The organism is Embleya sp. NPDC050154 (assembly GCF_044460165.1).
Classification (GTDB): Bacteria; Actinomycetota; Actinomycetes; order Streptomycetales; family Streptomycetaceae; genus Embleya.
The window spans coordinates 329,458-350,927 of sequence record NZ_JBITJP010000011.1 but is presented as its reverse complement, the minus strand read 5'-3'; the positions used below and the strand labels follow the sequence as shown (position 1 = coordinate 350,927).

The window sequence follows — 21,470 nt, the reverse complement described above, 5'->3', positions numbered from 1 at the left end:
AAAAGCCTTTTTGTGTGTGTGTGTGGGGGGGGGGGGGGGCCCCCCGGGGGGGGGGGGGCGGGCCCGGGGGGGCCCGGGGGGGGGGGGGGGGGGGGGGGGCAACCCCCCCCCCCCCCCCCCCCCGGCCGGAACGGCCCTACAACACCTCGATGTTGGGCCCCGCGCCGAGCACCCGACGACAGTCGAGCACATAGTCGGCGGCACGCAGCAGATCCAGGTCGACGTCGTCGTGATCGACGAGCAGGACGACCGCGTCCGCGGCGGCCACCGTCTCCGCGGTCAACTCCACCCGCCGCAAACGGGCGTCCACGACCTGGGCGAGATCCACGTGCGGGTCGGCGGCGGTGACCTCCGCGCCCAGGCTCAGCAACAGCCGGGCCACGTGCGCGGACGGCGACTCCCGGGCGTCGCCGGTGTTCTTCTTGTACGCGAGTCCCACCAGCAGCACCCGCGAGCCGTTGACCGACCGGCGCCGGGTGTTGAACGCGGCGGTGAGCCGGCGGATCACATAGTCCGGCATGTGGTTGTTGACGTCGTTGGCCAACTCCACGAAGCGAAAGCTCTGACCGAGCGCGCGCTGCACCCGCCAGGACAGGTACGACGGGTCGATCGGCAGGCAGTGCCCGCCGACGCCCGGCCCCGGGGTGAAGCGCAGGAACCCGAACGGCTTGGTCGAGCAGGCGTCGATCGCCTCCCACACGTCGATGCCCAGATCGTGGGCGAACATCGCGACCTCGTTGACGAGCGCGATGTTCACGTGCCGGAAGGTGTTCTCGATCAGCTTGACCAATTCGGCCTCCTTGGGCGAGGAGACCGGCACGACACGGTCGATCAGCGACCCGTAGAAGTCCTCCACGACCGCGAGCGAGGCGGCGTCCACCCCGGAGACCACCTTCGGGGTGTTCACCAGGTTCCAGGTCGGGTTGCCCGGGTCGATCCGCTCCGGGCTGTAGCCCAGGTGGAAGTCCCGGCCCGCGGTCAGGCCGGAGCCCTCCTCCAGGATCGGGCCGACCAACTCCTCGGTGGTGCCCGGGTAGGTGGTCGACTCGAGCACCACGCAGGCGCCGGGACGCAGGTAGCGGGCCAGTGTGCGCGCGCACTCCTCGATGTAGCTCAGGTCCGGGACGCCCTCGCGCAGCGGCGTGGGCACGGTGATCACCGCGATGTCGTAGCCGCCCAGGTCGCGCGGCTCGGCGGTGGCCCGATAGCTGCCCGCGTCCAGGATCGCCCGCACGTGCGCGGACGGGATGTCCTCGACGTACGACTCGCCCGCAGCCAGTCGCTTGACCCGCCCCTCGTCGACGTCGTAGCCGACCACCTCGTGGCCCACCTGTGCGGCCCGAACCGCCAGCGGCAGCCCCACGTACCCCTGACCGGCGATGACAACACGCATCCGAGAATCCCCCTCCTCGCGCAACCGCCCACCCCCGAGCGGCTGGTGACGCAACGTCAGGTGCGGCCCGGCACGTGATCGGCACGCGGCTTGGCCACCACCCAGGACGACACGAGCCCGGCCACGCGTTCGCCGCGCACCACCGCCCCGGGAAAGCGCGAGAGCAACTCGCCCCGCCGGGCCGGGAAAACCGCGGGCGCCGAACCGACGACCCGCGAGCGCACCCGGTCCGGCATCAGATGCAGCGCCGGCAGCGAGGTCTGCGGATCCAGCGGGTGCTCCCGGGCGGCGGCGCGCAGCCAATAGCGCTCCGCGCTCGCGTGCACGACGTCGGCCAGTCGGGCCCGCGCGGTCGGCACGGCCAACCGATCCAGCAGCCCGTCGCATACCACCAGGTCGCAACTCCCGGACCACTCCAGCGGATCGGCCGCTTCGCGGACCAACCACGAGGCGAGCTCGGCGGACTTGTCCGCGGCGTCGACCACGCGCACGTGCGCCGGCCGGACAGGGGCGTGCCACCAGAACTCGGCCGAGCCGCCCAGGTCCACCACCCGCAACCGCTCGATGTCCGGGAACGCCTCGCGGAACCACAGCCATCGCCGCGCCCGCGCCCCGGCTTCCACCTGCGTGCGCGCGGCTCCCGCGCGCACCGACCAGGCCCGGACCAGACGTTGCGGTGGTGACATCGTGCGCGATCCCCCCTGACGAGCCCGCGACCGAGCGCCCCGGGCCGAGCTCAGGTTATGGCCATAACCCGACCCCCACGCGGGAAACCGGCGAACCCGGGACGGCCCGGACGCGAACATGCGAACGGCCCCGGGGAAGGATCCCGGGGCCGTTCGCGGTCATCGCGAGCGGTCAGGCACTGGGCCAGACGATGCTCTGGATCTCGCTGTAGGCGGCCAGTCCGTACGAGCCGCCGTCGCGGCCGACACCGGACTGCTTGAAGCCGCCGAAGGCGGCCTCCATGTTGCGCCCGACGGTGTTCACACCGACACCGCCCGAGCGCAGCCGGCGGGCGATGCGATAGGCGCGCGTGCTGTCGCCGGAGAACACGTAGGAGAGCAGACCGTAGTCCGAGTCGTTGGCGATCCGGATCGCCTCCTCCTCGTCCCCGTCGAACGGGATCACCGTGACCACCGGGCCGAAGAACTCCTCGCGCGCGATGGTCATCTCGTTGGTCGCGTCCGCGAACAGCGTGGGCGCGACGTAGAAGCCCTTCTCGAAGTCCGGCCGCTCGCCGCCGACCACCAGGCGGGCGCCCTCCTCGCGGCCCTTGGCGATCAACGCCTCCACCCGGCCGCGCTGCACCGCCGAGATGACCGGGGTGACCTGGGTCGCCGGGTCCAGCGGGCTGCCGACCTTCAGACCGCGCGCGTGCTCCGCGAGCCGCTCCACCAGCCGGTCGTAGATGCCGCGCTGGGCGATCACCCGGGTCGGCGCGGTGCAGATCTGGCCCGCGTAGAAGCTCCACACGGTGCCGATGCCGTGCACGGCCGCGTCCAGGTCCGCGTCGTCGAGCACGACGCACGCGCCCTTGCCGCCGAGCTCCATGAGCTGACGCTTGAACGTGCGACCGGCGACCTCGGCGATCCGCGAGCCGATCAGCGTCGAACCGGTGAAGCTGATCATGTCCACGTGCGGGGAGGCCACCGCCGCCTCGGAGACGTCCACGCCCGAGCCGGTGATGATGTTCAGCACGCCGGCGGGCAGCCCGGCCTCGGCCAGTGCCTCGGCCATCCGGTACACCGCCAGCGGGTCCTGCGGCGCGGGCTTGACCACGACCGTGTTGCCCATCGCCAGCGCGGGCGCGACCTTGCCCGCGGTGTTCGCGAGCGGGTTGTTGTACGACGTGATGCAGGTGACCACACCGACCGGCTGGCGGATCTCCTGCGCGCCGAAGATGCCCGCGCGGCTCAACGCGGTCTCCGGGGTCGGCTGCGGGTTGAGCGCGAACTCGGTCGGCTCCAGCGCGCCCTTGGCGTAGCGCTTGAAGCGCGAGTACGTGGTGCCCAACTGCATCATGCCCGCGACCGCGAGCGTGGCGCCGGTCTCGGCGGAGGCGAGCGGGACCACCTCGGCGCCCATCTTCAGGAACAGGTCCGCGGCCCGGTCCAGGATGCCGGCGCGCTCCTCGGGAGTGGTCCTCGACCAGGTGTCGAACGCCTCGGCCGCCGCCGCCGCGGCCGCGTTCGCCTGCTCCACCGACGCCTCGGGCGCCAGGCCCACGACCTCCTCGGTCGCCGGGTTGATCACTTCGTAGTGACCACGCTCCGGCTCGACCCATTCGCCGCCGATGTAGAGCTTCTGCTGCGCGCTGCTCATCGTGTCCGTCGTCTCCCCTGGTCCAGCCGCTGCCCCGGACTCCCGACGCGCCGTCGAAAATCCGACAACCCGTCAGATTCCTGTTCGCAGGCCATTGGACCCCCTAACAGTCGCATTGCCAAGAGGGTGGGGTAGGCGGTGCTGGTCACAGTCACGCATTGTCATCGCGGGCCACACGGACCCCTTCGGGCGTAGGGTTGTCGGGGAACCCCGGTCCTTTTCCAAGGTCGGGGCCGTTCGCGTTGCGGAGGATCCAACCGGCCCATGAGCCTGACCGGTCTGCTAGACATCGTCGTCCAGGACCCCGCCGTCGCCGAGGCGGTGCGGGCCGCGTCCGAGGGCCGCGGTACCGCCCTCGACCTCGTCGGACCACCGGCACTGCGCCCGTTCGTGGTGGCCGCCATCGCGGCCCGCGCGGATCGGCCCGTGCTCGCGGTCACCGCCACCACCCGCGAGTGCGAGGACCTGGTGGCGGCCCTCGGGTCGCTGCTGCCCGAGGACTCCGTCGTGGAGTACCCCTCGTGGGAGACACTGCCGCACGAGCGGCTCTCCCCGCGCTCGGACACCGTCGGGCGCCGCCTCGCGGTGCTGCGCAGACTCGCGCACCCGTCCTCGGGCGGCCTCGCCGACTCCGGCACCGGAGCCCTCAAGGTCGTCGTCGCGCCGATTCGCAGCGTGCTCCAGCCCCAGGTCAAGGGGCTGGGCGAGCTGGAGCCGGTGGCCCTGACCGCCGGCCTGGACATCGCCCTGGACACCGTCGTCGAGCAGCTCGCGGCCGCCGCCTACTCCCGGGTCGACCTGGTGGAGAAGCGCGGCGAGTTCGCGGTGCGCGGCGGCATCCTGGACGTCTTCCCGCCGACCGAGGAGCATCCGCTCCGGGTCGAGTTCTGGGGCGACCAGGTGGAGGAGATCCGCTGGTTCAAGGTCGCCGACCAGCGCTCCCTGGAGACCGCCGAACACGGTCTGTGGGCACCGCCGTGTCGCGAGTTGCTGCTCACCGACGAGGTCCGCGAGCGGGCCCGCGAGTTGCTCGAGGAGCACCCGGGTCTGGTCGAGATGCTCGGGCGGATCGCCGAGGGCATCGCGGTCGAGGGTATGGAGTCGCTCGCGCCCGCCCTGGTGGACGACATGGAGCTGCTCCTGGACGTGCTGCCGGCCGGGAGCCATGTGCTGGTCTGCGACCCGGAGCGGGTGCGCACCCGTTCGGCGGACCTGGTGGCCACCAGTCGCGAGTTCCTGGACGCCTCCTGGGCCGCCGCGGCGGGCGGCGGGGAGAGCCCGATCGACCTGGGCGCGGCGTCGCTGTGGAGCCTGGCGGACGTGCGCGAGCACGCCCGCGAGATCGGCGTGCCGTGGTGGTCGCTGAGCCCGTTCAGCGCGGACGCCGACGACGCGGGCACCGAGATCGGCGCGGTCGAGGTCGAGGCCTATCGGGGCGACGCGCAGCGGGTGCTGGCCGAGATCAAGGGCCGGCTCGCCGAGGACTGGCGCGTGGTGCTGGTCACCGAGGGCCACGGCCCGGCCGCGCGCTTCGTCGAGACGTTGTCCGGCGAGGGCGTGGCCGCCCGCCTGGACGGCGACCTGGCCCAGGTGCCCGACACCGGCATCGTGCACGTGACCACGGGCTGCATCGGCCACGGCTTCAGCTCCGAGCCGCTGCGCACGCTGGTGCTCACCGAGGAGGACGTCTCCGGCCAGCGCACCTCCACCAAGGACATGCGCCGGCTCCCCAGTCGACGGCGCAACATGGTCGACCCGCTGCAACTGCGGGCGGGTGACTTCGTGGTGCACGAGTCGCACGGCGTGGGGCGCTACGTCGAGATGGTCCAGCGCACCGTGCAGGGCGCGCAGCGCGAGTACCTGGTCCTGGAGTACGCGCCGGCCAAGCGCGGCCAACCCGGCGACCGGCTGTTCGTGCCCACCGACCAGCTCGAGCAGGTGACCAAGTACGTCGGCGGCGAGAGCCCGTCGCTGCACCGGCTCGGCGGTGCCGACTGGGCCAAGACCAAGGCCAAGGCGAAGAAGGCGATCAAGGAGATCGCGGGCGACCTGATCAAGCTCTACTCGGCCCGGATGGCCGCACCCGGACACGCGTTCGGCCCGGACACCCCGTGGCAGCGCGAGCTGGAGGACGCCTTCCCCTACATCGAGACGCCCGACCAGCTCTCCTCGATCGAGGAGGTCAAGGGCGACATGGAGAAGCCGATCCCGATGGACCGGCTGATCTGCGGCGACGTCGGCTACGGCAAGACCGAGATCGCCGTGCGCGCGGCGTTCAAGGCGGTCCAGGACGGCAAGCAGGTGGCAGTACTCGTGCCCACCACGCTGCTCGTCCAGCAGCACTTCTCCACCTTCTCCGAGCGCTACGCGCAGTTCCCGGTCGTGGTCAGGTCGTTGTCGCGGTTCCAGACCGAGACCGAGGCCAAGGCCGCCCTGGAGGGCCTGCGCGAGGGCTCGATCGACATCGTGATCGGCACCCACCGGCTGTTCTCGTCCGAGACGAAGTTCAAGGACCTGGGCCTGGTGATCGTCGACGAGGAGCAGCGCTTCGGCGTGGAGCACAAGGAGCAGCTGAAGAAGCTGCGCGCGAACGTGGATGTGCTGACCATGTCCGCGACGCCGATCCCGCGCACCCTGGAGATGGCGGTCACCGGCATCCGCGAGATGTCCACGATCACCACGCCGCCCGAGGAGCGGCACCCGGTGCTCACCTTCGTCGGTCCGTACGAGGAGAAGCAGATCGGTGCCGCGATTCGGCGCGAGCTGCTGCGCGAGGGCCAGGTCTTCTACATCCACAACCGGGTCGAGTCGATCGACCGCACGGCCGCGAAGATCCGCGAGATGGTGCCCGAGGCCCGGGTGGCCATCGCGCACGGCCAGATGCACGAGAACGCGCTCGAACAGGTGGTCGTCGACTTCTGGGAGAAGGAGTTCGACGTCCTGGTGTGCACCACGATCGTCGAGTCCGGCATCGACATCTCCAACGCGAACACGCTGATCGTGGAGCGGGCCGACAACTTCGGCCTGTCCCAGCTCCACCAGCTCCGCGGCCGGGTCGGCCGAGGCCGCGAGCGCGCGTACGCGTACTTCCTGTACCCGCCGGAGAAGCCGCTGACCGAGACCGCGCACGAGCGGCTCGCCACCATCGCCCAGCACACCGAGATGGGCGCGGGCATGTTCGTGGCGATGAAGGACCTGGAGATCCGCGGCGCGGGCAACCTGCTCGGCGGCGAGCAGTCCGGGCACATCGCGGGCGTGGGCTTCGACCTGTACGTGCGCATGGTGGGCGAGGCGGTCAACCAGTACAAGGAGCTCGCGGCGGGCGGCGAGGGCGTGGAGGAGACCCCGGAGATCCGGGTCGAGCTGCCCATCGACGCGCACGTCCCGCACGACTACGTGCCCGGCGAGCGACTGCGGCTGGAGGCGTATCGGCGGATCGCGGCGATCACCTGCGAGGCGGACATCGACGCGGTGCGGGCCGAACTGGTGGACCGTTACGGGCCGTTGCCGCAGCCGGTGGAGAACCTGTTGGAGGTGGCCCGGTTCCGTGCGCACGTGCGCGGCGCGGGCGTCGCCGATGTCACCCTCCAGGGCAACTTCGTCCGGTTCGGGCCGGTCGACCTGCGCGAGTCGCAGCAGTTGCGACTCCAGCGGCTCTACCCGAAGACCCTGGTCAAGACGGCGACCCACCAGATCCTGGTGCCCAAGCCGATGACCGCGCGGATCGGTGGTCAACCACTGCGCGACGTCGCGCTGCTGGCGTGGGCGCGAGACCTGGTGGACGCGATCCTGCTGGAGCCGATCGGCGCGGCGAAGAAGTGACCAGGAATCCCGGGCCGGCGCGACCCGCCGGCCCGGGACCCGGTGCGGCCCGCCGGCCCGAGACGTCGCCGGTCCGCCGACCCGGCCCGGATGATCTTGGCCAAAGTGCGGACTTCGAGCGTGCCCACCCGTATCTTTGATCGTTGGTCATGGGTCGCACGCCTGCCGTGGCCGACAGTCGCACCGCCGTACAGCGCCATCGAGCCCCGGGAGTTCGTGTGAGTCGCACGTCGCGTTCCGTCCCTGTCGATTCCGCGCACCGCCGGCGCCGGTCCGCGGCCCGGGCCCGGGTGGCCGCGCTGGGCCTGGTGCTCGTCACCGGTTTCGCGCTCACCGGCTGCTCGGAGTCCAAGGCCGGCGCCGCCGCCGTGGTCGGCGGGGACCGGATCGAGATCTCCACCCTGAACGCCAAGGTCGACAAGCTGGAGCAGGCGTTCTCCCGGAACAACCTGTCGCTGGCCGGCACGAGCGCCCAACTGGAGGCCAATCAGGCCGAGTTGGTGCAGCTCATCTCGCGACGGGTGGTCGACGAGGCGGCCCGGCGCAACCACATCACGCTGAACGCGACCCAGGTGCTCGCGGCCCGGCGCACACTGGAGGCGCGCTTCCCCAGCCCGGAGGCGCTGCAGGTCCGGCTGTTGCAGACCGGTGTGCTGCCCGGCGAGGTGGACGACTTCGTCCGCACCGAGGCGCTCAAGCCGGAGATCGCCAAGGCACGCGGGATCCAGCTCGGCTCGGCCGATGCCCAGGAGCGGCTCGAGGCGTACCTGAGCGACGTGGCGAGCTCGATGAAGATCACGGTCAACCCCAGGTACGGCATCTGGGACTCGGCGAAGCTGACCACGGCCGCCGCGGCGTACTCGTGGCTCGCCCCGGGCACCCAGCCCGCCGGGGCCGGCCTCACCGAGGTCGTGCCCGGCGCGGGGGGCGGCGCCTGACCCGGACCGTAGGCTGGCCGGGTGAGTGACTCGCCTGCTTCCGCGCCGCCCGCCCGTCTCGTCCTGCTCGCCGGGACCCACCGGGTCGCACCCGGTCTGTTGAGCTGGCCCGCGTGGCACACGCTGCGCGAGGCCACCGACACGCCGACCGGCCGCGTGTTGTCCGCCGACGCCGACCACCCGCAGCTTCCATATCTGCGCGAGGCGGGGGTCGAGGTCGAGATCCTCGACCCGGACGCGGGCTCGCGGGTGCTCGCGCGCCGGCTGCTGGAGCGGGCCCGGACCGGCCTGGTGGTGTGGCTCGCGGCCACCGACGACGATCCGGGCCTGGGCGCCGCGCTCGCGCAGGTCGCGGCGGGCGGTGAGGACACCGAGCCGATCCCGGAGATCGAGCTGTTGCCCGGCGCGTGGGACCTGCCGGGCGCGCGACTGCTCGACCTGGTCGCGGTGATGGACCGGCTGCGCTCGCCCGGCGGTTGCCCGTGGGACGCGAAGCAGACCCACGAGTCGCTCGCGCGGTATCTGGTCGAGGAGACCTACGAGCTGGTCGACGCGATCGACTCGGGGGACCGCGAGCACCTGCGCGAGGAACTCGGCGACGTGCTGATGCAGGTGTTCTTCCACGCCCGGGTGGCCGAGGAGGACGAGGCCGACCCGTTCTCGATCGACGACGTGGCCGGCGCCATCGTGGACAAGCTGATCAGCCGTCACCCACACGTGTTCGCGGACGTCGAGGCGGATACGCCGGAGGCGGTCGAGGCCAACTGGGACGCGCTCAAGGCGGCGGAGAAGAGCGACCGGGACTCGGCACTGGACGGGGTGGCGCTGAGCCAGCCGGCGCTGGCGCTGGCGGCGAAGTTCCTGTCCCGCACCCGCAAATCGGGTCTGACCGTGCCCACACCCACGCTGCCGACGGCCTTCGAGGACGACGACTACACCGGCCCCGAGGCGATCGGCGACCTCCTCCTGGCCGTCACCGAACTCGCGGCCCGCCACGGCGTCGACGCCGAGACCGCACTGCGCGCCGCGACCCTGCGCCACGGCGACCGGGTCCGCGCGGTCGAGCGCGGCTAGAAACGCACGAGGGCCCGGAACCGATCGGTTCCGGGCCCTCCTCGCGTCAATCGATCACACGCGGCGGAAGATCAGCGCACGCTTCACTTCCTGGATCGCCTTGGTGACCTCGATGCCACGCGGGCACGCCTCGGTGCAGTTGAAGGTCGTACGGCAGCGCCACACGCCCTCCTTCTCGTTGAGGATCTCCAGGCGCTCCTCGGCGCCCTCGTCCCGCGAGTCGAAGATGAACCGGTGCGCGTTGACGATCGCGGCCGGGCCGAAGTACTGCCCGTCGCTCCAGAACACCGGGCACGACGTGGTGCACGCCGCGCACAGGATGCACTTGGTGGTGTCGTCGAAACGCTCGCGATCCTCCGGGCTTTGCAGACGCTCGCGCGTCGGCTCGTTGCCCGACGTGATCAGGAACGGCATCACGTCCTTGTACGCCTGCATGAACGGGTCCATGTCGACGACGAGGTCCTTCTCCAGCTTCAGGCCCTTGATCGCCTCGACCGTGATCGGCTTGGACATGTCCAAGTCCTTGACCAGGGTCTTGCAGGCCAGCCGGTTGCGACCGTTGATCCGCATCGCGTCCGAGCCGCAGATGCCGTGCGCGCACGAGCGCCGGAAGGTCAGCGATCCGTCCTGCTCCGCCTTGATCTTCATCATCGCGGTCAGGATGCGCTCGGTCGGGTCGGCCTCGACCCTGAAGTCCTGCCAGTACGGCTCCGCGTCGGTCTCCGGGTTGAACCGGCGGATCCGCAGCGTGATCGTGATCAGGGTGTGGTCACGCTCGGCGGCCGTGGCTCCGTGCCCCTTGCCGGGCGCGGTCTCTTCCACTACGGCAGTCATCAGTACTTACGCTCCATCGGCTGGTAGCGGGTGACCACGACCGGCTTGTAGCCCAGGCGGATCGAGTGCTCGCCCTTCGCGTCGACCTCGCGGTACGCCATCGTGTGCTTCATGTAGTTCTCGTCGTCGCGCGCCTGGAAGTCCTCGCGCGCGTGCCCGCCGCGGGACTCCTTGCGGTTCTGCGCGCCGACCACCAGGACCTCGGCGAGGTCGAGCAGGAAGCCCAGCTCGATCGCCTCGAGCAGGTCGGTGTTGTACCGCTTGCCCTTGTCCTGGATGGAGACGTCCAGGTAGCGCTTCTGCAGGCTCTTGATGTCCGCGAGCGCCTGCTTGAGCGTCTCCTCGGTGCGGTAGACGCCGGCGTTGGCGTCCATCGTCTCCTGCATCTCGGCGCGGATCGCGCCGACCCGCTCGGTGCCCGCGCTGTCCCGCAGCCGCTCGATCAGCTCGACGACCGTGGCCTCGGGGGCCTCCGGCAGCTCGACGAAGTCGTGCGTCGTGGCGTATTCGGCGGCGGCGATGCCGGCGCGCCGACCGAACACGTTGATGTCGAGCAGCGAGTTGGTGCCCAGACGGTTGGAGCCGTGCACCGATACGCAGGCGACCTCGCCGGCCGCGTACAGGCCGGGCACCACCGTGGTGTTGTCCGAGAGCACCTCGGCCTCGACGTTGGTCGGGATGCCGCCCATCGCGTAGTGCGCGGTGGGGTACACCGGGACCAGCTCGGTGGTCGGCTCGACGCCCAGGTAGGTGCGCGCGAACTCGGTGATGTCGGGCAGCTTCTCCTCGATCTGCTCCGCCGGCAGGTGGGTCAGGTCGAGGTAGACGTAGTCCTTGTTCGGACCCGCGCCGCGGCCTTCGAGCACCTCCAGGACCATCGAGCGCGCGACGATGTCACGCGGCGCGAGGTCCTTGATGGTGGGCGCGTAGCGCTCCATGAAGCGCTCGCCGTCCGCGTTGCGCAGAATGCCGCCCTCGCCGCGCGCGCCCTCGGTGAGCAGGATGCCCAGGCCCGCGAGGCCGGTCGGGTGGAACTGGTAGAACTCCATGTCCTCCAGCGGCAGCCCGCGGCGCCAGGCGATGCCCATGCCGTCACCGGTGAGGGTGTGCGCGTTCGAGGTGGTCTTGAAGACCTTGCCGAAGCCGCCGGTCGCGAAGATCACCGACTTGGCCTGGAAGACGTGGATCTCGCCGGTGGCCAGCTCGTACGCCACCACGCCCGAGGTGGTCTTGTTGCCCGCCTCGTCCTCGGCCAGCAGCAGGTCGAGCACGTAGAACTCGTTGTAGAACTCGACGTTCTGCTTGACGCAGTTCTGGAACAGCGTCTGCAGGATCATGTGGCCGGTGCGGTCCGCCGCGTAGCACGAGCGGCGCACGGCCGCCTTGCCGTGGTCGCGGGTGTGGCCGCCGAAGCGGCGCTGGTCGATCCGGCCCTCGGGGGTCCGGGAGAAGGGGAGGCCCATCTTCTCCAGGTCCAGGACGGCGTCGATCGCCTCCTTGCACATGATCTCCGCGGCGTCCTGGTCGGTGAGGTAGTCACCACCCTTGACCGTGTCGAACGTGTGCCACTCCCAGTTGTCCTCCTCGACGTTCGCGAGGGCGGCGCACATGCCGCCCTGCGCGGCGCCGGTGTGCGAACGCGTCGGGTACAGCTTGGTCAGTACGGCGGTACGGCTGCGCTTGCTCGACTCCAGGGCCGCGCGCATGCCGGCGCCGCCCGCGCCGACGATGACGGTGTCGTACTTGTGGGTCTGCATGATGCTCGTTCAGTCCTCGGGGTACTGGTCAGCTGCCGATGTTCGGGTCGAAGGTGAAGATCACCAAGGTCCCCAGGAAAAGCACGATCAGCGCGGACGTGTAGAGCAGCGCCTTGAGCCAGAACCGGGTCTGGTCCCGCTCCGCGTAGTCGTTGATGATCGTGCGCAGACCGTTGACACCGTGCAGCTCGGCGAGCCACAGCATGATGAGGTCCCACGACTGCCAGAACGGCGAGGACCAGCGGCCCGCGACGAACGCGAAGCCGATCTTGGACACACCGCCGTCCAGGACGAGCTGAATGATCAGGTGGCCGATGACCAGGACGACCAGGAGGACGCCCGACAGCCGCATGAACAGCCAGCCGTAGAGCTCGAAGTTGGTCTTGGTCGAACGCGGTGAGCGCTTGCTGCGCGGAGACTCGATCGACGGACCGCCGCCGTGGATCTTGGGCGCGTTTTCGATGGTGGCGGACACTTCAGCTCCCGAAGATGGTCTTGATCGAGTGCTGCAGGATCGGGTAGGCACTCCCGGCCATCAGCACGACCCAGACGCCGACGACAGTCCAGAGCATCTGCTTCTGGTAGCGCGGGCCCTTCTCCCAGAAGTCCACCGCGATGATCCGCAGACCATTGAGTGCGTGGAACAGGATGGCCGCGACGAGCCCGTACTCGAGCAGGTTGACGAACGGGTTCTTGTAGATCTCGATCGTCTCGTCGTACGCCTCGGGCGATACGCGAACGAGTGCGGTGTCGAGGACGTGCGCGAACAGGAAGAAGAAGATGAGGACGCCGGTGACTCGATGAGCCACCCATGACCACATGCCTTCCCGGCCGCGGTAGAGCGTTCCAGCCGGCACGGAAACTACCCTCCGGGTGCGGTACAAGGGGGACGCGGCCGGCTGGGAGGGTGTCCGCATTCCGTGTCGGACCCTCTGGTTGTCGGTCGGCCCGGCCGGGTATCGGTCGCCCGGCCCCGGCCATGGTAGCCACCGATGAGGGAGCCTCTTGTGCCAGGGCGCGCGATGTGATCCATTCCGCATGACGGAGTGGAACCATCCGGGTGACCCGGACGTCGAGGGTCACGATTCGCTGACGCCCCGTCAGCACCCGTACGGGTGAAGCCGCACGGGTGCGGACGAAAGATCGAGGCAAGCGCTGCGCCGCAGGTCGAAGATGTGACCGGCGGGTAGGGCCGGCATCACATCGGCAGTGCGTATTCATCGGCCCCGTCGGTCCATACGATGCGACCCATGACGGAGGCTACTGTCGATGGCGGCACGTCTACCGGGTCCACCTTCGCGAGCCAATTCCCGCAGCCCACGCGGGAACAATGGCAGCGCCTCGTGGCCGGCGTGCTCCGCAAATCGAAGGTGCTGGGCGAGAACGACGCGCCCGAGCACCCCGAAGACCTGCTGGCGACCACTACCTACGACGGCATCAAGCTGTCCCCGCTGTACACGGAGGCGGCCGCCCGGCCGGGCGTGCCCGGGCTGAGTCCGTTCGTCCGGGGCTCGCGCGCGGCCGGACACGCCGCCGACGGTTGGGACGTGCGCCAATCGCACGCCGACTCCGATCCGGCCCGCGCCAACGAGAGTGTGCTCGCCGATCTGGAGAACGGGGTCACGTCCGTCTTCCTGCAGGTGGGCGACGGCGCGCTGGCGCCGGCGGACCTGGCCCGCGCGCTCGACGGCGTGCTGCTCGACCTGGCACCGGTGGCCCTGGCCACCGGTGCCGACTTCGTCGCGGCCGGCGACGCGTTGCTCGCGGTGTTCCGCGCGAGCGGCATCGCGCCGGGCGAGCCGCGCGGCAACCTGGGCGCCGACCCGATCTCGCACCACGCGCGCACCGGGGCGGGCGCCGACCTGGTGGCCGCCGCGGACCTGGCGGCCCGCGCGCACGCCGAGTTCCCCGGCCTTCAGGCGATCGCCGTGGACGGGCAGCCGTACCACGAGGCGGGTGGCTCGGAGGGCCAGGAGCTGGGCGCGGCCACCGCCGCCGGTGTCGCGTACCTGCGCGCGCTGACGGCTGCCGGGCTCGACGTGGACACCGCCCTGGGCCTGGTCGAGTTCCGCTTCGCGGCCACCGCCGAGCAGTTCCCGACCATCGCCAAGCTGCGCGCGGCCCGCCGGTTGTGGGCCCGGGTCGCGCAGGCGTCCGGTGCCTCCCCGGCGGCCGGCGCGCAGCGCCAACACGCGCTCACCTCGTGGGCGATGACCACCCGGCGCGACCCCTGGGTCAACATGCTGCGCACCACGGTCGCCTCCTTCGCGGCCGGCGTCGGCGGCGCGGACGCGGTCACCGTGCGCGCCTTCGACGCGGCGATCGGCCTGTCCGACCCGTTCTCGCGGCGGATCGCCCGCAATACCCAGGCGCTGCTCCTGGAGGAGTCGCACCTCGCACAGGTGATCGACCCGGCCGGCGGCTCGTGGTTCGTCGAGCAACTCACCGACGACCTCGCCCGCACCGGCTGGGCGTTCTTCCAGGAGATCGAACGACGCGGCGGGATCGTCGCGGTGCTCGACTCGGGCTGGCTCGGCGAGCGCCTGGCCGAGGTCCGAACCCGGCGGGACCGGGACATCGCCCACCGGACCGACCCGATCACCGGCGTCAGCGAGTTCCCGAACCTGACCGAGGCGCCCGTCGTGCGCGAACCCGCGCCCGACGTCCCGGTCTCCGCCGCCGGGCTGCCCCGGGTGCGTTACGCCGAGGCGTACGAGTCGCTGCGCGACGCCTCGGACGCGCTGCTGGCCGCGTCCGGCGAGCGCCCGAGCGTCTTCCTGGCCACCCTGGGCCCGCTCGCGCAGTACACCGCGCGGGCCGGCTTCGCGACCAACCTGTTCGCCGCCGGTGGCATCGCCGCCGTCGAAGCGGGCATCACCGCGGTGGACGAGGGCGCGGTCGAGCAGATCCTCGAGCGCTGGACGGCGGCCGGCCGCCCGGCGACCGCCGTGCTCGCCTCCTCGGAGAAGCTGTACGCGACCCTGGCGGCACCGGTGACCGCGGCGCTGCGCGCGGCCGGCGCCCGCCGGATCCTGATCGCGGGCCAAAAGGCGCACGGAGCGGAGCCGGACGGGTACGTGTACACCGGGTGCGACGCGCTCGAGGTCCTGCACGCCACGTACCAGACCCTGGCGGAATCCCCGGAGGGGGCGAAATGAGCATTCCCGACTTCACCCAGGTCGAGCTCGACGCGCCCGCGTCCGGTGACCTCGACGCGTGGCGGGACGCCGTGCGCGAGGAGACCGGCAAGGACGCGGACGCGCTGACCCACGACACCCCCGAGGGCATCCCGCTCAAGGCGCTGTACACCGAGGAGGACCTGGAGGGGCTCGACTTCCTGGGCACCTACCCGGGCATCACGCCGTTCCTGCGCGGTCCGTACCCGACGATGTACGTCAACCAGCCGTGGACGATCCGCCAGTACGCGGGCTTCTCCACCGCCGAGGAGTCCAACGCCTTCTACCGGCGCAACCTGGCGGCGGGCCAGAAGGGCCTGTCGATCGCGTTCGACCTGGCCACCCACCGCGGCTACGACTCGGACCACCCGCGGGTGACCGGCGACGTGGGCATGGCGGGTGTCGCGATCGACTCGATCTACGACATGCGGCAACTCTTCGACGGCATCCCGCTGGACCGGATGTCGGTGTCGATGACGATGAACGGCGCGGTGCTCCCGGTTCTCGCGCTCTACATCGTCGCGGCGGAGGAGCAGGGGGTGGCACCGGAACACCTGACGGGGACGATCCAGAACGACGTCCTCAAGGAGTTCATGGTCCGCAACACCTACATCTATCCGCCCAAGCCCTCGATGTCGATCATCTCCGACATCTTCGCGTACACATCGCAGAAGATGCCGAAGTTCAACTCGATCTCGATCTCCGGCTACCACATCCAGGAGGCCGGGGCCACCGCCGACCTGGAGTTGGCGTACACGCTCGCGGACGGCATCGAGTACCTGCGCGCCGGTGTCGCGGCGGGCCTGGACATCGACGCGTTCGCGCCGCGCCTGTCGTTCTTCTGGGCGATCGGGATGAACTTCTTCATGGAGGTCGCCAAGCTGCGCGCGGCGCGCCTGCTGTGGGCCGACATCGTCAAGTCGTTCGGCGCGAAGAACCCCAAGTCGTTTTCGCTGCGCACGCACTCGCAGACCTCGGGCTGGTCGCTGACCGCGCAGGACGTGTTCAACAACGTGGTGCGCACCTGCCTGGAGGCGATGGCCTCGACCCAGGGGCACACCCAGTCGCTGCACACCAACGCGCTCGACGAGGCGCTCGCGCTGCCGACCGACTTCTCCGCCCGGATCGCGCGCAACACCCAGTTGTTGCTCCAGCAGGAGTCGGGCACGTGCGACGTGATCGACCCGTGGGGCGGCTCGGCCTACATCGAGCGGCTCACCCACGACCTGGCGGTCCGCGCCCGCGAGCACATCGCCGAGGCCGAGCGGGCGGGCGGCATGGCGTCGGCGATCGCCGAGGGCCTGCCCAAGCTGCGGATCGAGGAGGCGGCGGCGCGCACCCAGGCCCGGATCGACTCGGGCCGGCAGTCGGTGATCGGCGTGAACAAGTACCTGGTCGCCAGCGACGAGGCGATCGACGTGCTCAAGATCGACAACAAGGCGGTCCGCGAGGGCCAGTTGGACAAGTTGCGCAGGTTGCGCGAGGAGCGCGACGAGGACGCGGTGCGCCGCGCGCTGGCCGCGCTGTCCGGCGCGGCGCAGGCCGACGTCGAGGGCACCCGGCCGCGCGACCTCGAACACAACCTGCTCGCGCTCGCGGTGGACGCCGCGCGGGCCAAGGCCACCGTCGGCGAGATCTCCGACGCGCTGGAGTCGGCCTACGGGCGCCACCAGGCGCAGATCCGCACGCTGACCGGGGTGTACCGGGAAGAGGTGGGCATGTCGCCGAACGTCGAGACGGCCCGCTCGCTGGTCGCCCGGTTCGAGGAGTTGGAGGGCCGCCGCCCGCGCATACTGGTCGCCAAGATGGGCCAGGACGGGCACGACCGGGGCCAGAAGGTGATCGCCACCGCGTTCGCCGACCTCGGCTTCGACGTGGACGTGGGCGCGCTGTTCCAGACGCCGGGCGAGGTGGCCCGACAGGCGGTCGAGGCGGACGTGCACGTGGTCGGTGTGTCCTCGCTCGCGGCCGGTCACCTCACCCTGGTGCCGGCGCTGCGTCAGGAACTCGCCGCGCTGGACGCCGAGGAGATCATGGTCGTGGTCGGCGGGGTGATCCCGCCCGCCGACGTACAGCCGCTGCTGGACATGGGCGCCACGGCGGTCTTCCCGCCCGGCACGGTGATCGCGGACGCCGCGGTGGACCTGCTCAGGGGCCTGTACAGGCAGTTGGACCACGAGCTGCCGGTCGACTGATGGCACGCGTGATCGACGTCGGCGCGTACGCCGAGGGCGTGCTCGCGGGCAACCGGACGATCCTGGCCCGGGCGGTCACGCTGGTCGAGTCCACCCGGGCCGACCACCGCGACCTCGCGCAGGAGTTGCTGGTCAAGTTGTTGCCGCACGCCGGCGGTGCCCACCGGGTGGGCATCACCGGCGTGCCGGGGGTGGGCAAGTCCACCTTCATCGAGACGCTGGGCACCCGGCTGACCGGCGAGGGGCATCGGGTCGCGGTGCTCGCGGTGGACCCGTCCTCCTCGCGGCACGGCGGCAGCATCCTGGGTGACAAGACCCGGATGGGCCGACTCGCGGTGGACGACAACGCGTTCGTGCGCCCCTCGCCGACCGCCGGCACCCTGGGCGGCGTCGCGCGGGCCACCCGCGAGTCGATCGTGCTGATGGAGGCGGCGGGCCACGACGTGGTGCTGGTGGAGACGGTCGGCGTGGGCCAGTCCGAGACCACCGTGGCGAACATGGTCGACTGCTTCCTGTTCCTGACCCTCGCGCGCACCGGCGACCAGCTCCAGGGCATCAAGAAGGGCGTGCTGGAACTGGCCGACGTGGTCGCGGTGAACAAGGCGGACGGCGAGTACGCGCTCGCCGCCCGCCGCGCGGCCCGCGAACTGGCGGGCGCGCTGCGGCTGATGCGGCGCGCGGGGGAGTCGTGGACCACGCCGGTGCTGACCTGTTCCGGCCTGTCCGGGGAGGGTCTGGACGAGGTCTGGGAGACCATCCTCAAACATCGGCGCACGCTGGAGGAAACCGGCGAATTGGCCGAATTGCGCCGCCGGCAACAGGTCGACTGGACCTGGGCGACGGTGCACGACTCGCTGCTCGCCGAGCTGCGCGGGCACCCCTCGGTTCGGGCTATCGTGCCCGACCTCGAACGCGACGTCCGCGACGGCCATCTCACCGCGACGCTTGCCGCGTCTCGCATCCTGGACGCGTTCCATGGGCGGCAAGGGCAGTCCTGATCAATGGGGCGCTTGGTTGATACGCGGCCGAGTGGGCAGAAGCCCGCCAATGACGAAACGGACGGACAGTCATACCCCTACCGGCGGTAGCGCATGCGCCGGCGGGAGGCTTTTTTCTCACCCGAACGGGGGTAATTCGCTCTCTACCACGTCGCGAAGGCCGATGCAACGTACTCTTGCGTGGGTGAGCGAATCCCTCCACGCCCAGGCCGCCGCCAAAGCCGCGGCTTTCGCCGACGAGCTGGTCGCCTTTCGACGCGACCTGCACATGCATCCGGAGCTGGGTCGGGAGGAGTTCCGTACCACCGGGCTCATCCGGGAACGGCTGGTACGCGCGGGCCTGAGCCCGCGGCTATTGCCCGGCACGGGCCTGGTGTGCGACATCAGACCCCAGCGGGCCTCGCCCGGCACCCGGACCGCGAGTGAGCGGATGATCGCCTTCCGCGGCGACATCGACGCGCTGCCGGTGGACGACGTCAAGGACGTGGCCTACCGCTCGACGGTGCCCGGCCGCGCGCACGCGTGCGGCCACGACGTGCACACCTCGATCCTGCTCGGCACGGGCCTGGTGCTCGCGGAGTTCGCCCGGGACGGGCTGTTGCCCCGACCGGTGCGGCTGATCTTCCAGCCCGCCGAGGAGAAGCTGCCGGGCGGCGCGCTCGACGTGATCAAGGCGGGCGGCCTCGCGGGTGTCTCCGAGATCCACGCCATCCACTGCGACCCCAAGGTCGAGGTCGGCCGGGTCGGGCTGCGCGCGGGCGCGATCACCTCGGCCTGCGACCGGGTGGTGGTCACCCTCACCGGCGCGGGCGGCCACACCGCCCGTCCGCATCGCACCACCGACCTGGTCACCGCGCTGGCCAAGCTCGCCTCGGAGCTGCCCTCGGCGTTCTCCCGGCGGATCGACCCGCGCTCGGGCGCGAGCCTGGTGTGGGGGCGGATCCAGTCCGGCTCCGCGCCGAACGTGATCCCGCAGCACGGCGAGCTGGAGGGCACCCTGCGCTGCCTCGACCTGGAGGCGTGGCGGCAGGCTCCGGACGTGATGCACGAGCTGGTGGACGCGATCGCCTCGACCTACGGCGCCAAGTGGGAGCTCGAACACCACCGGGGCGTGCCGCCGGTGGTCAACGACCCCGACGCGGTCGCCTCGATGCGCACGGTCGCCACCGGGGTGCTGGGCGCGAGCGCGGTCGAGAGCACCGAGCAGAGCCTGGGCGGCGAGGACTTCTCGTGGTTCCTGGACCAGGTCCCCGGCGAGCTCACCCGGCTCGGCGTGCGACCCGCCGGGCACCCCGTATACGACCTGCACCAGGGGAGTTTCGACGTCGACGAGCGGGCGATCGGGGTCGGGGTGCGACTCTTCGCCGGGCTGGCGTTGCGGCCCTTTCGTTGACCCCGACCGGACCCGGTGCGCGCCGCGCGGGCGGGTGCGCCGAGAAGGGACGTATGCGGAACTGTTAACCGCCGCGACCCCGGTCCCCGTTCCTCCCGCGTTCGTAAGTCTGTAATGTTCCGACCCGGTGCCGTTCGATCACGTGCGGCACCGGGTCTTTTCCGTCTGTCACGTCGCGGACTGCCCGGTTCCGCGCCGACCCGTTTCCGCTCCGGCTACTCGGCCGGGCTAACGGGGCGTGTTGCGGTGGCGATTCACGGTTTTTGTCGCTCATATTCTTTTACTAGGTATGCTCTCCGACGGCTAGCAGGTCTACGCGCGTTTACCAGGGATGCAAGCGCGTCAGAGTCTGCATCTGGGAGCAGCGCCCGAAGGGGCGCTCATCGGAAGGAGACACCCGTGCGCCGGGTATCCAAGGTGACCGCGGCTGCGGTCGGCGTCACTCTCGCCCTTACTGCCACCGCCGCGTGCGGTAGCAAGCCCAAGGACGACGACAAGAAGTCGAATGGCAGCAGTGCCACCCCGGGTGGTACGCAAGCGACCAAGATCGACTTCAAGGCATGCATGGTGACGGACACCGGCGGCATCGACGACCGCTCCTTCAACGCCTCCTCGTGGGCGGGTCTGCAGCAGGCCAAGTCGGAGCTCGGCGTCGACGTGAAGTACATCACCTCGAAGACCGAGAACGACTACGTGCCGAACCTGAACAGCCTCGTGAACGACAAGTGCGGCCTGATCATCGCGGTCGGCGGCCTGATGGCCGATGCGACCAAGGCCGCTGCGACGACGCACAAGGACCAGAAGTTCGCGATCGTCGACTCGTCCAGCATCGAGCCGAACGTGCAGGGTCTGCAGTTCAACACGGCCGAGGCCGGCTTCCTCGGCGGCTACCTCGCCGCGGGCTACTCCAAGACCGGCAAGGTCGCCACCTTCGGCGCGAAGGCGATCCCGCCGGTCACCGTGTTCATGGACGGCTACGTCCAGGGCGTCAAGTACTACAACCAGACCAAGGGCAAGAACGTCCAGGTCATCGGTTGGGACGAGGTCAAGGGCGACGGTTCGCTCACGGAGAAGTTCGACTCGCCCTCCGACGGTGAGCGCACCGCCAACGACTTCATCGCCCAGGGCGCCGACGTGATCATGCCGGTCGCCGGTCAGACCGGCCTCGGTGCCACCTCCGCCGTGCAGAAGAGCAACGGCAAGGCGAGCGTCATCTGGGTCGACACGGATGGCTACGAGAGCGCCTCGCAGTACAAGACGGTGTTCCTGTCGACCGTGACCAAGGACATCAAGGGCCAGGTGTTCAACGCGGTCAAGGCCGCGGCGACGAACCAGTTCACCACCAAGTCCACGATCGGCACGCTGGCGAACAACGGGGTCGGCCTGGCGCCGTTCCACGACTTCGACGCGAAGGTCCCCGCCGACCTCAAGAGCGAGCTGGACACGGTCAAGGCCGACATCATCAGCGGCAAGATCAAGATCACCTCGAAGAACCAGCCGAAGAGCTGACTTCGACGATCGGGCGCCGCGGAAGCAGATTCCGCGGCGCCCGTGTCCGTACCGCC

15 protein-coding genes are annotated in these 21,470 nt (G+C 70.5%); 8 read left to right on the top strand and 7 right to left on the bottom strand.

Annotated features, from left to right (window positions below; all coding sequences use genetic code 11):
* Positions 1 to 136: 136 nt before the first annotated feature.
* The 3 genes from ACIBSV_RS24740 to ACIBSV_RS24730 all read right to left on the bottom strand — a co-directional run bounded on the left by ACIBSV_RS24740 (position 137) and on the right by ACIBSV_RS24730 (position 3,718).
* A complete protein-coding gene (locus tag ACIBSV_RS24740; RefSeq protein WP_395866496.1) occupies positions 137 to 1,393 on the bottom strand; it encodes a nucleotide sugar dehydrogenase in 1,257 nt (418 codons plus the stop codon).
* A 56-nt stretch (positions 1,394 to 1,449) separates the two neighbouring features.
* Positions 1,450 to 2,079 carry a hypothetical protein gene (locus tag ACIBSV_RS24735; protein WP_395866494.1) on the bottom strand — a complete coding sequence of 210 codons (630 nt, stop codon included), beginning with the start codon at positions 2,077 to 2,079 and terminating at the stop codon, positions 1,450 to 1,452.
* 172 nt (positions 2,080 to 2,251) lie between these two features.
* On the bottom strand, positions 2,252 to 3,718 hold the full coding sequence (locus ACIBSV_RS24730; protein WP_395866492.1) for an aldehyde dehydrogenase family protein: 1,467 nt from the start codon (positions 3,716 to 3,718) through the stop codon (positions 2,252 to 2,254).
* A 264-nt stretch (positions 3,719 to 3,982) separates the two neighbouring features.
* Here ACIBSV_RS24730 and mfd point away from each other — a divergent pair, with 264 nt between their 5' ends.
* The 3 genes from mfd (at position 3,983) to ACIBSV_RS24715 (ending at position 9,552) form a co-directional block, all read left to right on the top strand.
* Positions 3,983 to 7,540, top strand: coding sequence for a transcription-repair coupling factor (gene mfd, locus ACIBSV_RS24725; protein WP_395866490.1), 3,558 nt, complete (start codon positions 3,983 to 3,985; stop codon positions 7,538 to 7,540).
* A gap of 218 nt (positions 7,541 to 7,758) precedes the next feature.
* Positions 7,759 to 8,478, top strand: a complete 720-nt coding sequence (locus tag ACIBSV_RS24720) for a SurA N-terminal domain-containing protein (protein WP_395866488.1) — start codon at positions 7,759 to 7,761, stop codon at positions 8,476 to 8,478.
* Positions 8,479 to 8,499: 21 nt separating this feature from the next.
* Entirely contained in the window at positions 8,500 to 9,552 is a 1,053-nt protein-coding gene (locus ACIBSV_RS24715; protein WP_395866486.1) for a MazG family protein, read from the top strand.
* 54 nt (positions 9,553 to 9,606) lie between these two features.
* On the opposite strand, the gene ACIBSV_RS24710 is transcribed toward ACIBSV_RS24715, so the two are convergent.
* From ACIBSV_RS24710 to sdhC, 4 genes are read right to left on the bottom strand one after another with little or no spacing between them, the layout of a single operon-like run.
* Positions 9,607 to 10,389, bottom strand: coding sequence for a succinate dehydrogenase iron-sulfur subunit (locus ACIBSV_RS24710; protein ID WP_395866534.1), 783 nt, complete (start codon positions 10,387 to 10,389; stop codon positions 9,607 to 9,609).
* A complete protein-coding gene (sdhA, locus tag ACIBSV_RS24705) occupies positions 10,386 to 12,143 on the bottom strand; it encodes a succinate dehydrogenase flavoprotein subunit (protein WP_395866484.1) in 1,758 nt (585 codons plus the stop codon). The genes ACIBSV_RS24710 and sdhA overlap by 4 nt, the downstream gene beginning before the upstream one ends.
* Before the next feature lie 28 nt (positions 12,144 to 12,171).
* Positions 12,172 to 12,618 (bottom strand): succinate dehydrogenase hydrophobic membrane anchor subunit, encoded by a 447-nt coding sequence (locus ACIBSV_RS24700; protein ID WP_395866482.1) that lies wholly within the window; start codon positions 12,616 to 12,618, stop codon positions 12,172 to 12,174.
* 1 nt (position 12,619) lies between these two features.
* Positions 12,620 to 13,000: a succinate dehydrogenase, cytochrome b556 subunit gene (sdhC, locus tag ACIBSV_RS24695; RefSeq protein ID WP_360307991.1), complete on the bottom strand. Its 381-nt coding sequence runs from the start codon at positions 12,998 to 13,000 to the stop codon at positions 12,620 to 12,622.
* A 393-nt stretch (positions 13,001 to 13,393) separates the two neighbouring features.
* On the opposite strand from sdhC, the gene ACIBSV_RS24690 reads away from it, so the two are divergent.
* The 5 genes from ACIBSV_RS24690 (at position 13,394) to ACIBSV_RS24670 (ending at position 21,414) form a co-directional block, all read left to right on the top strand.
* The gene (locus tag ACIBSV_RS24690; RefSeq protein ID WP_395866480.1) at positions 13,394 to 15,301 is read left to right on the top strand and encodes a methylmalonyl-CoA mutase subunit beta; all 1,908 of its coding nucleotides are present in this window, start codon (positions 13,394 to 13,396) and stop codon (positions 15,299 to 15,301) included.
* A complete protein-coding gene (gene scpA, locus ACIBSV_RS24685) occupies positions 15,298 to 17,514 on the top strand; it encodes a methylmalonyl-CoA mutase (RefSeq protein WP_395866478.1) in 2,217 nt (738 codons plus the stop codon). The genes ACIBSV_RS24690 and scpA overlap by 4 nt, the downstream gene beginning before the upstream one ends.
* The gene (gene meaB / locus ACIBSV_RS24680) at positions 17,514 to 18,512 is read left to right on the top strand and encodes a methylmalonyl Co-A mutase-associated GTPase MeaB (protein ID WP_395866476.1); all 999 of its coding nucleotides are present in this window, start codon (positions 17,514 to 17,516) and stop codon (positions 18,510 to 18,512) included. Before scpA ends, meaB begins: the two co-directional genes overlap by 1 nt.
* 184 nt (positions 18,513 to 18,696) lie before the next feature.
* The gene (locus tag ACIBSV_RS24675; protein ID WP_395866474.1) at positions 18,697 to 19,905 is read left to right on the top strand and encodes an amidohydrolase; all 1,209 of its coding nucleotides are present in this window, start codon (positions 18,697 to 18,699) and stop codon (positions 19,903 to 19,905) included.
* A 399-nt stretch (positions 19,906 to 20,304) separates the two neighbouring features.
* Positions 20,305 to 21,414 carry a BMP family protein gene (locus ACIBSV_RS24670; protein WP_395866472.1) on the top strand — a complete coding sequence of 370 codons (1,110 nt, stop codon included), beginning with the start codon at positions 20,305 to 20,307 and terminating at the stop codon, positions 21,412 to 21,414.
* The last annotated feature ends 56 nt before the right edge of the window (positions 21,415 to 21,470 follow it).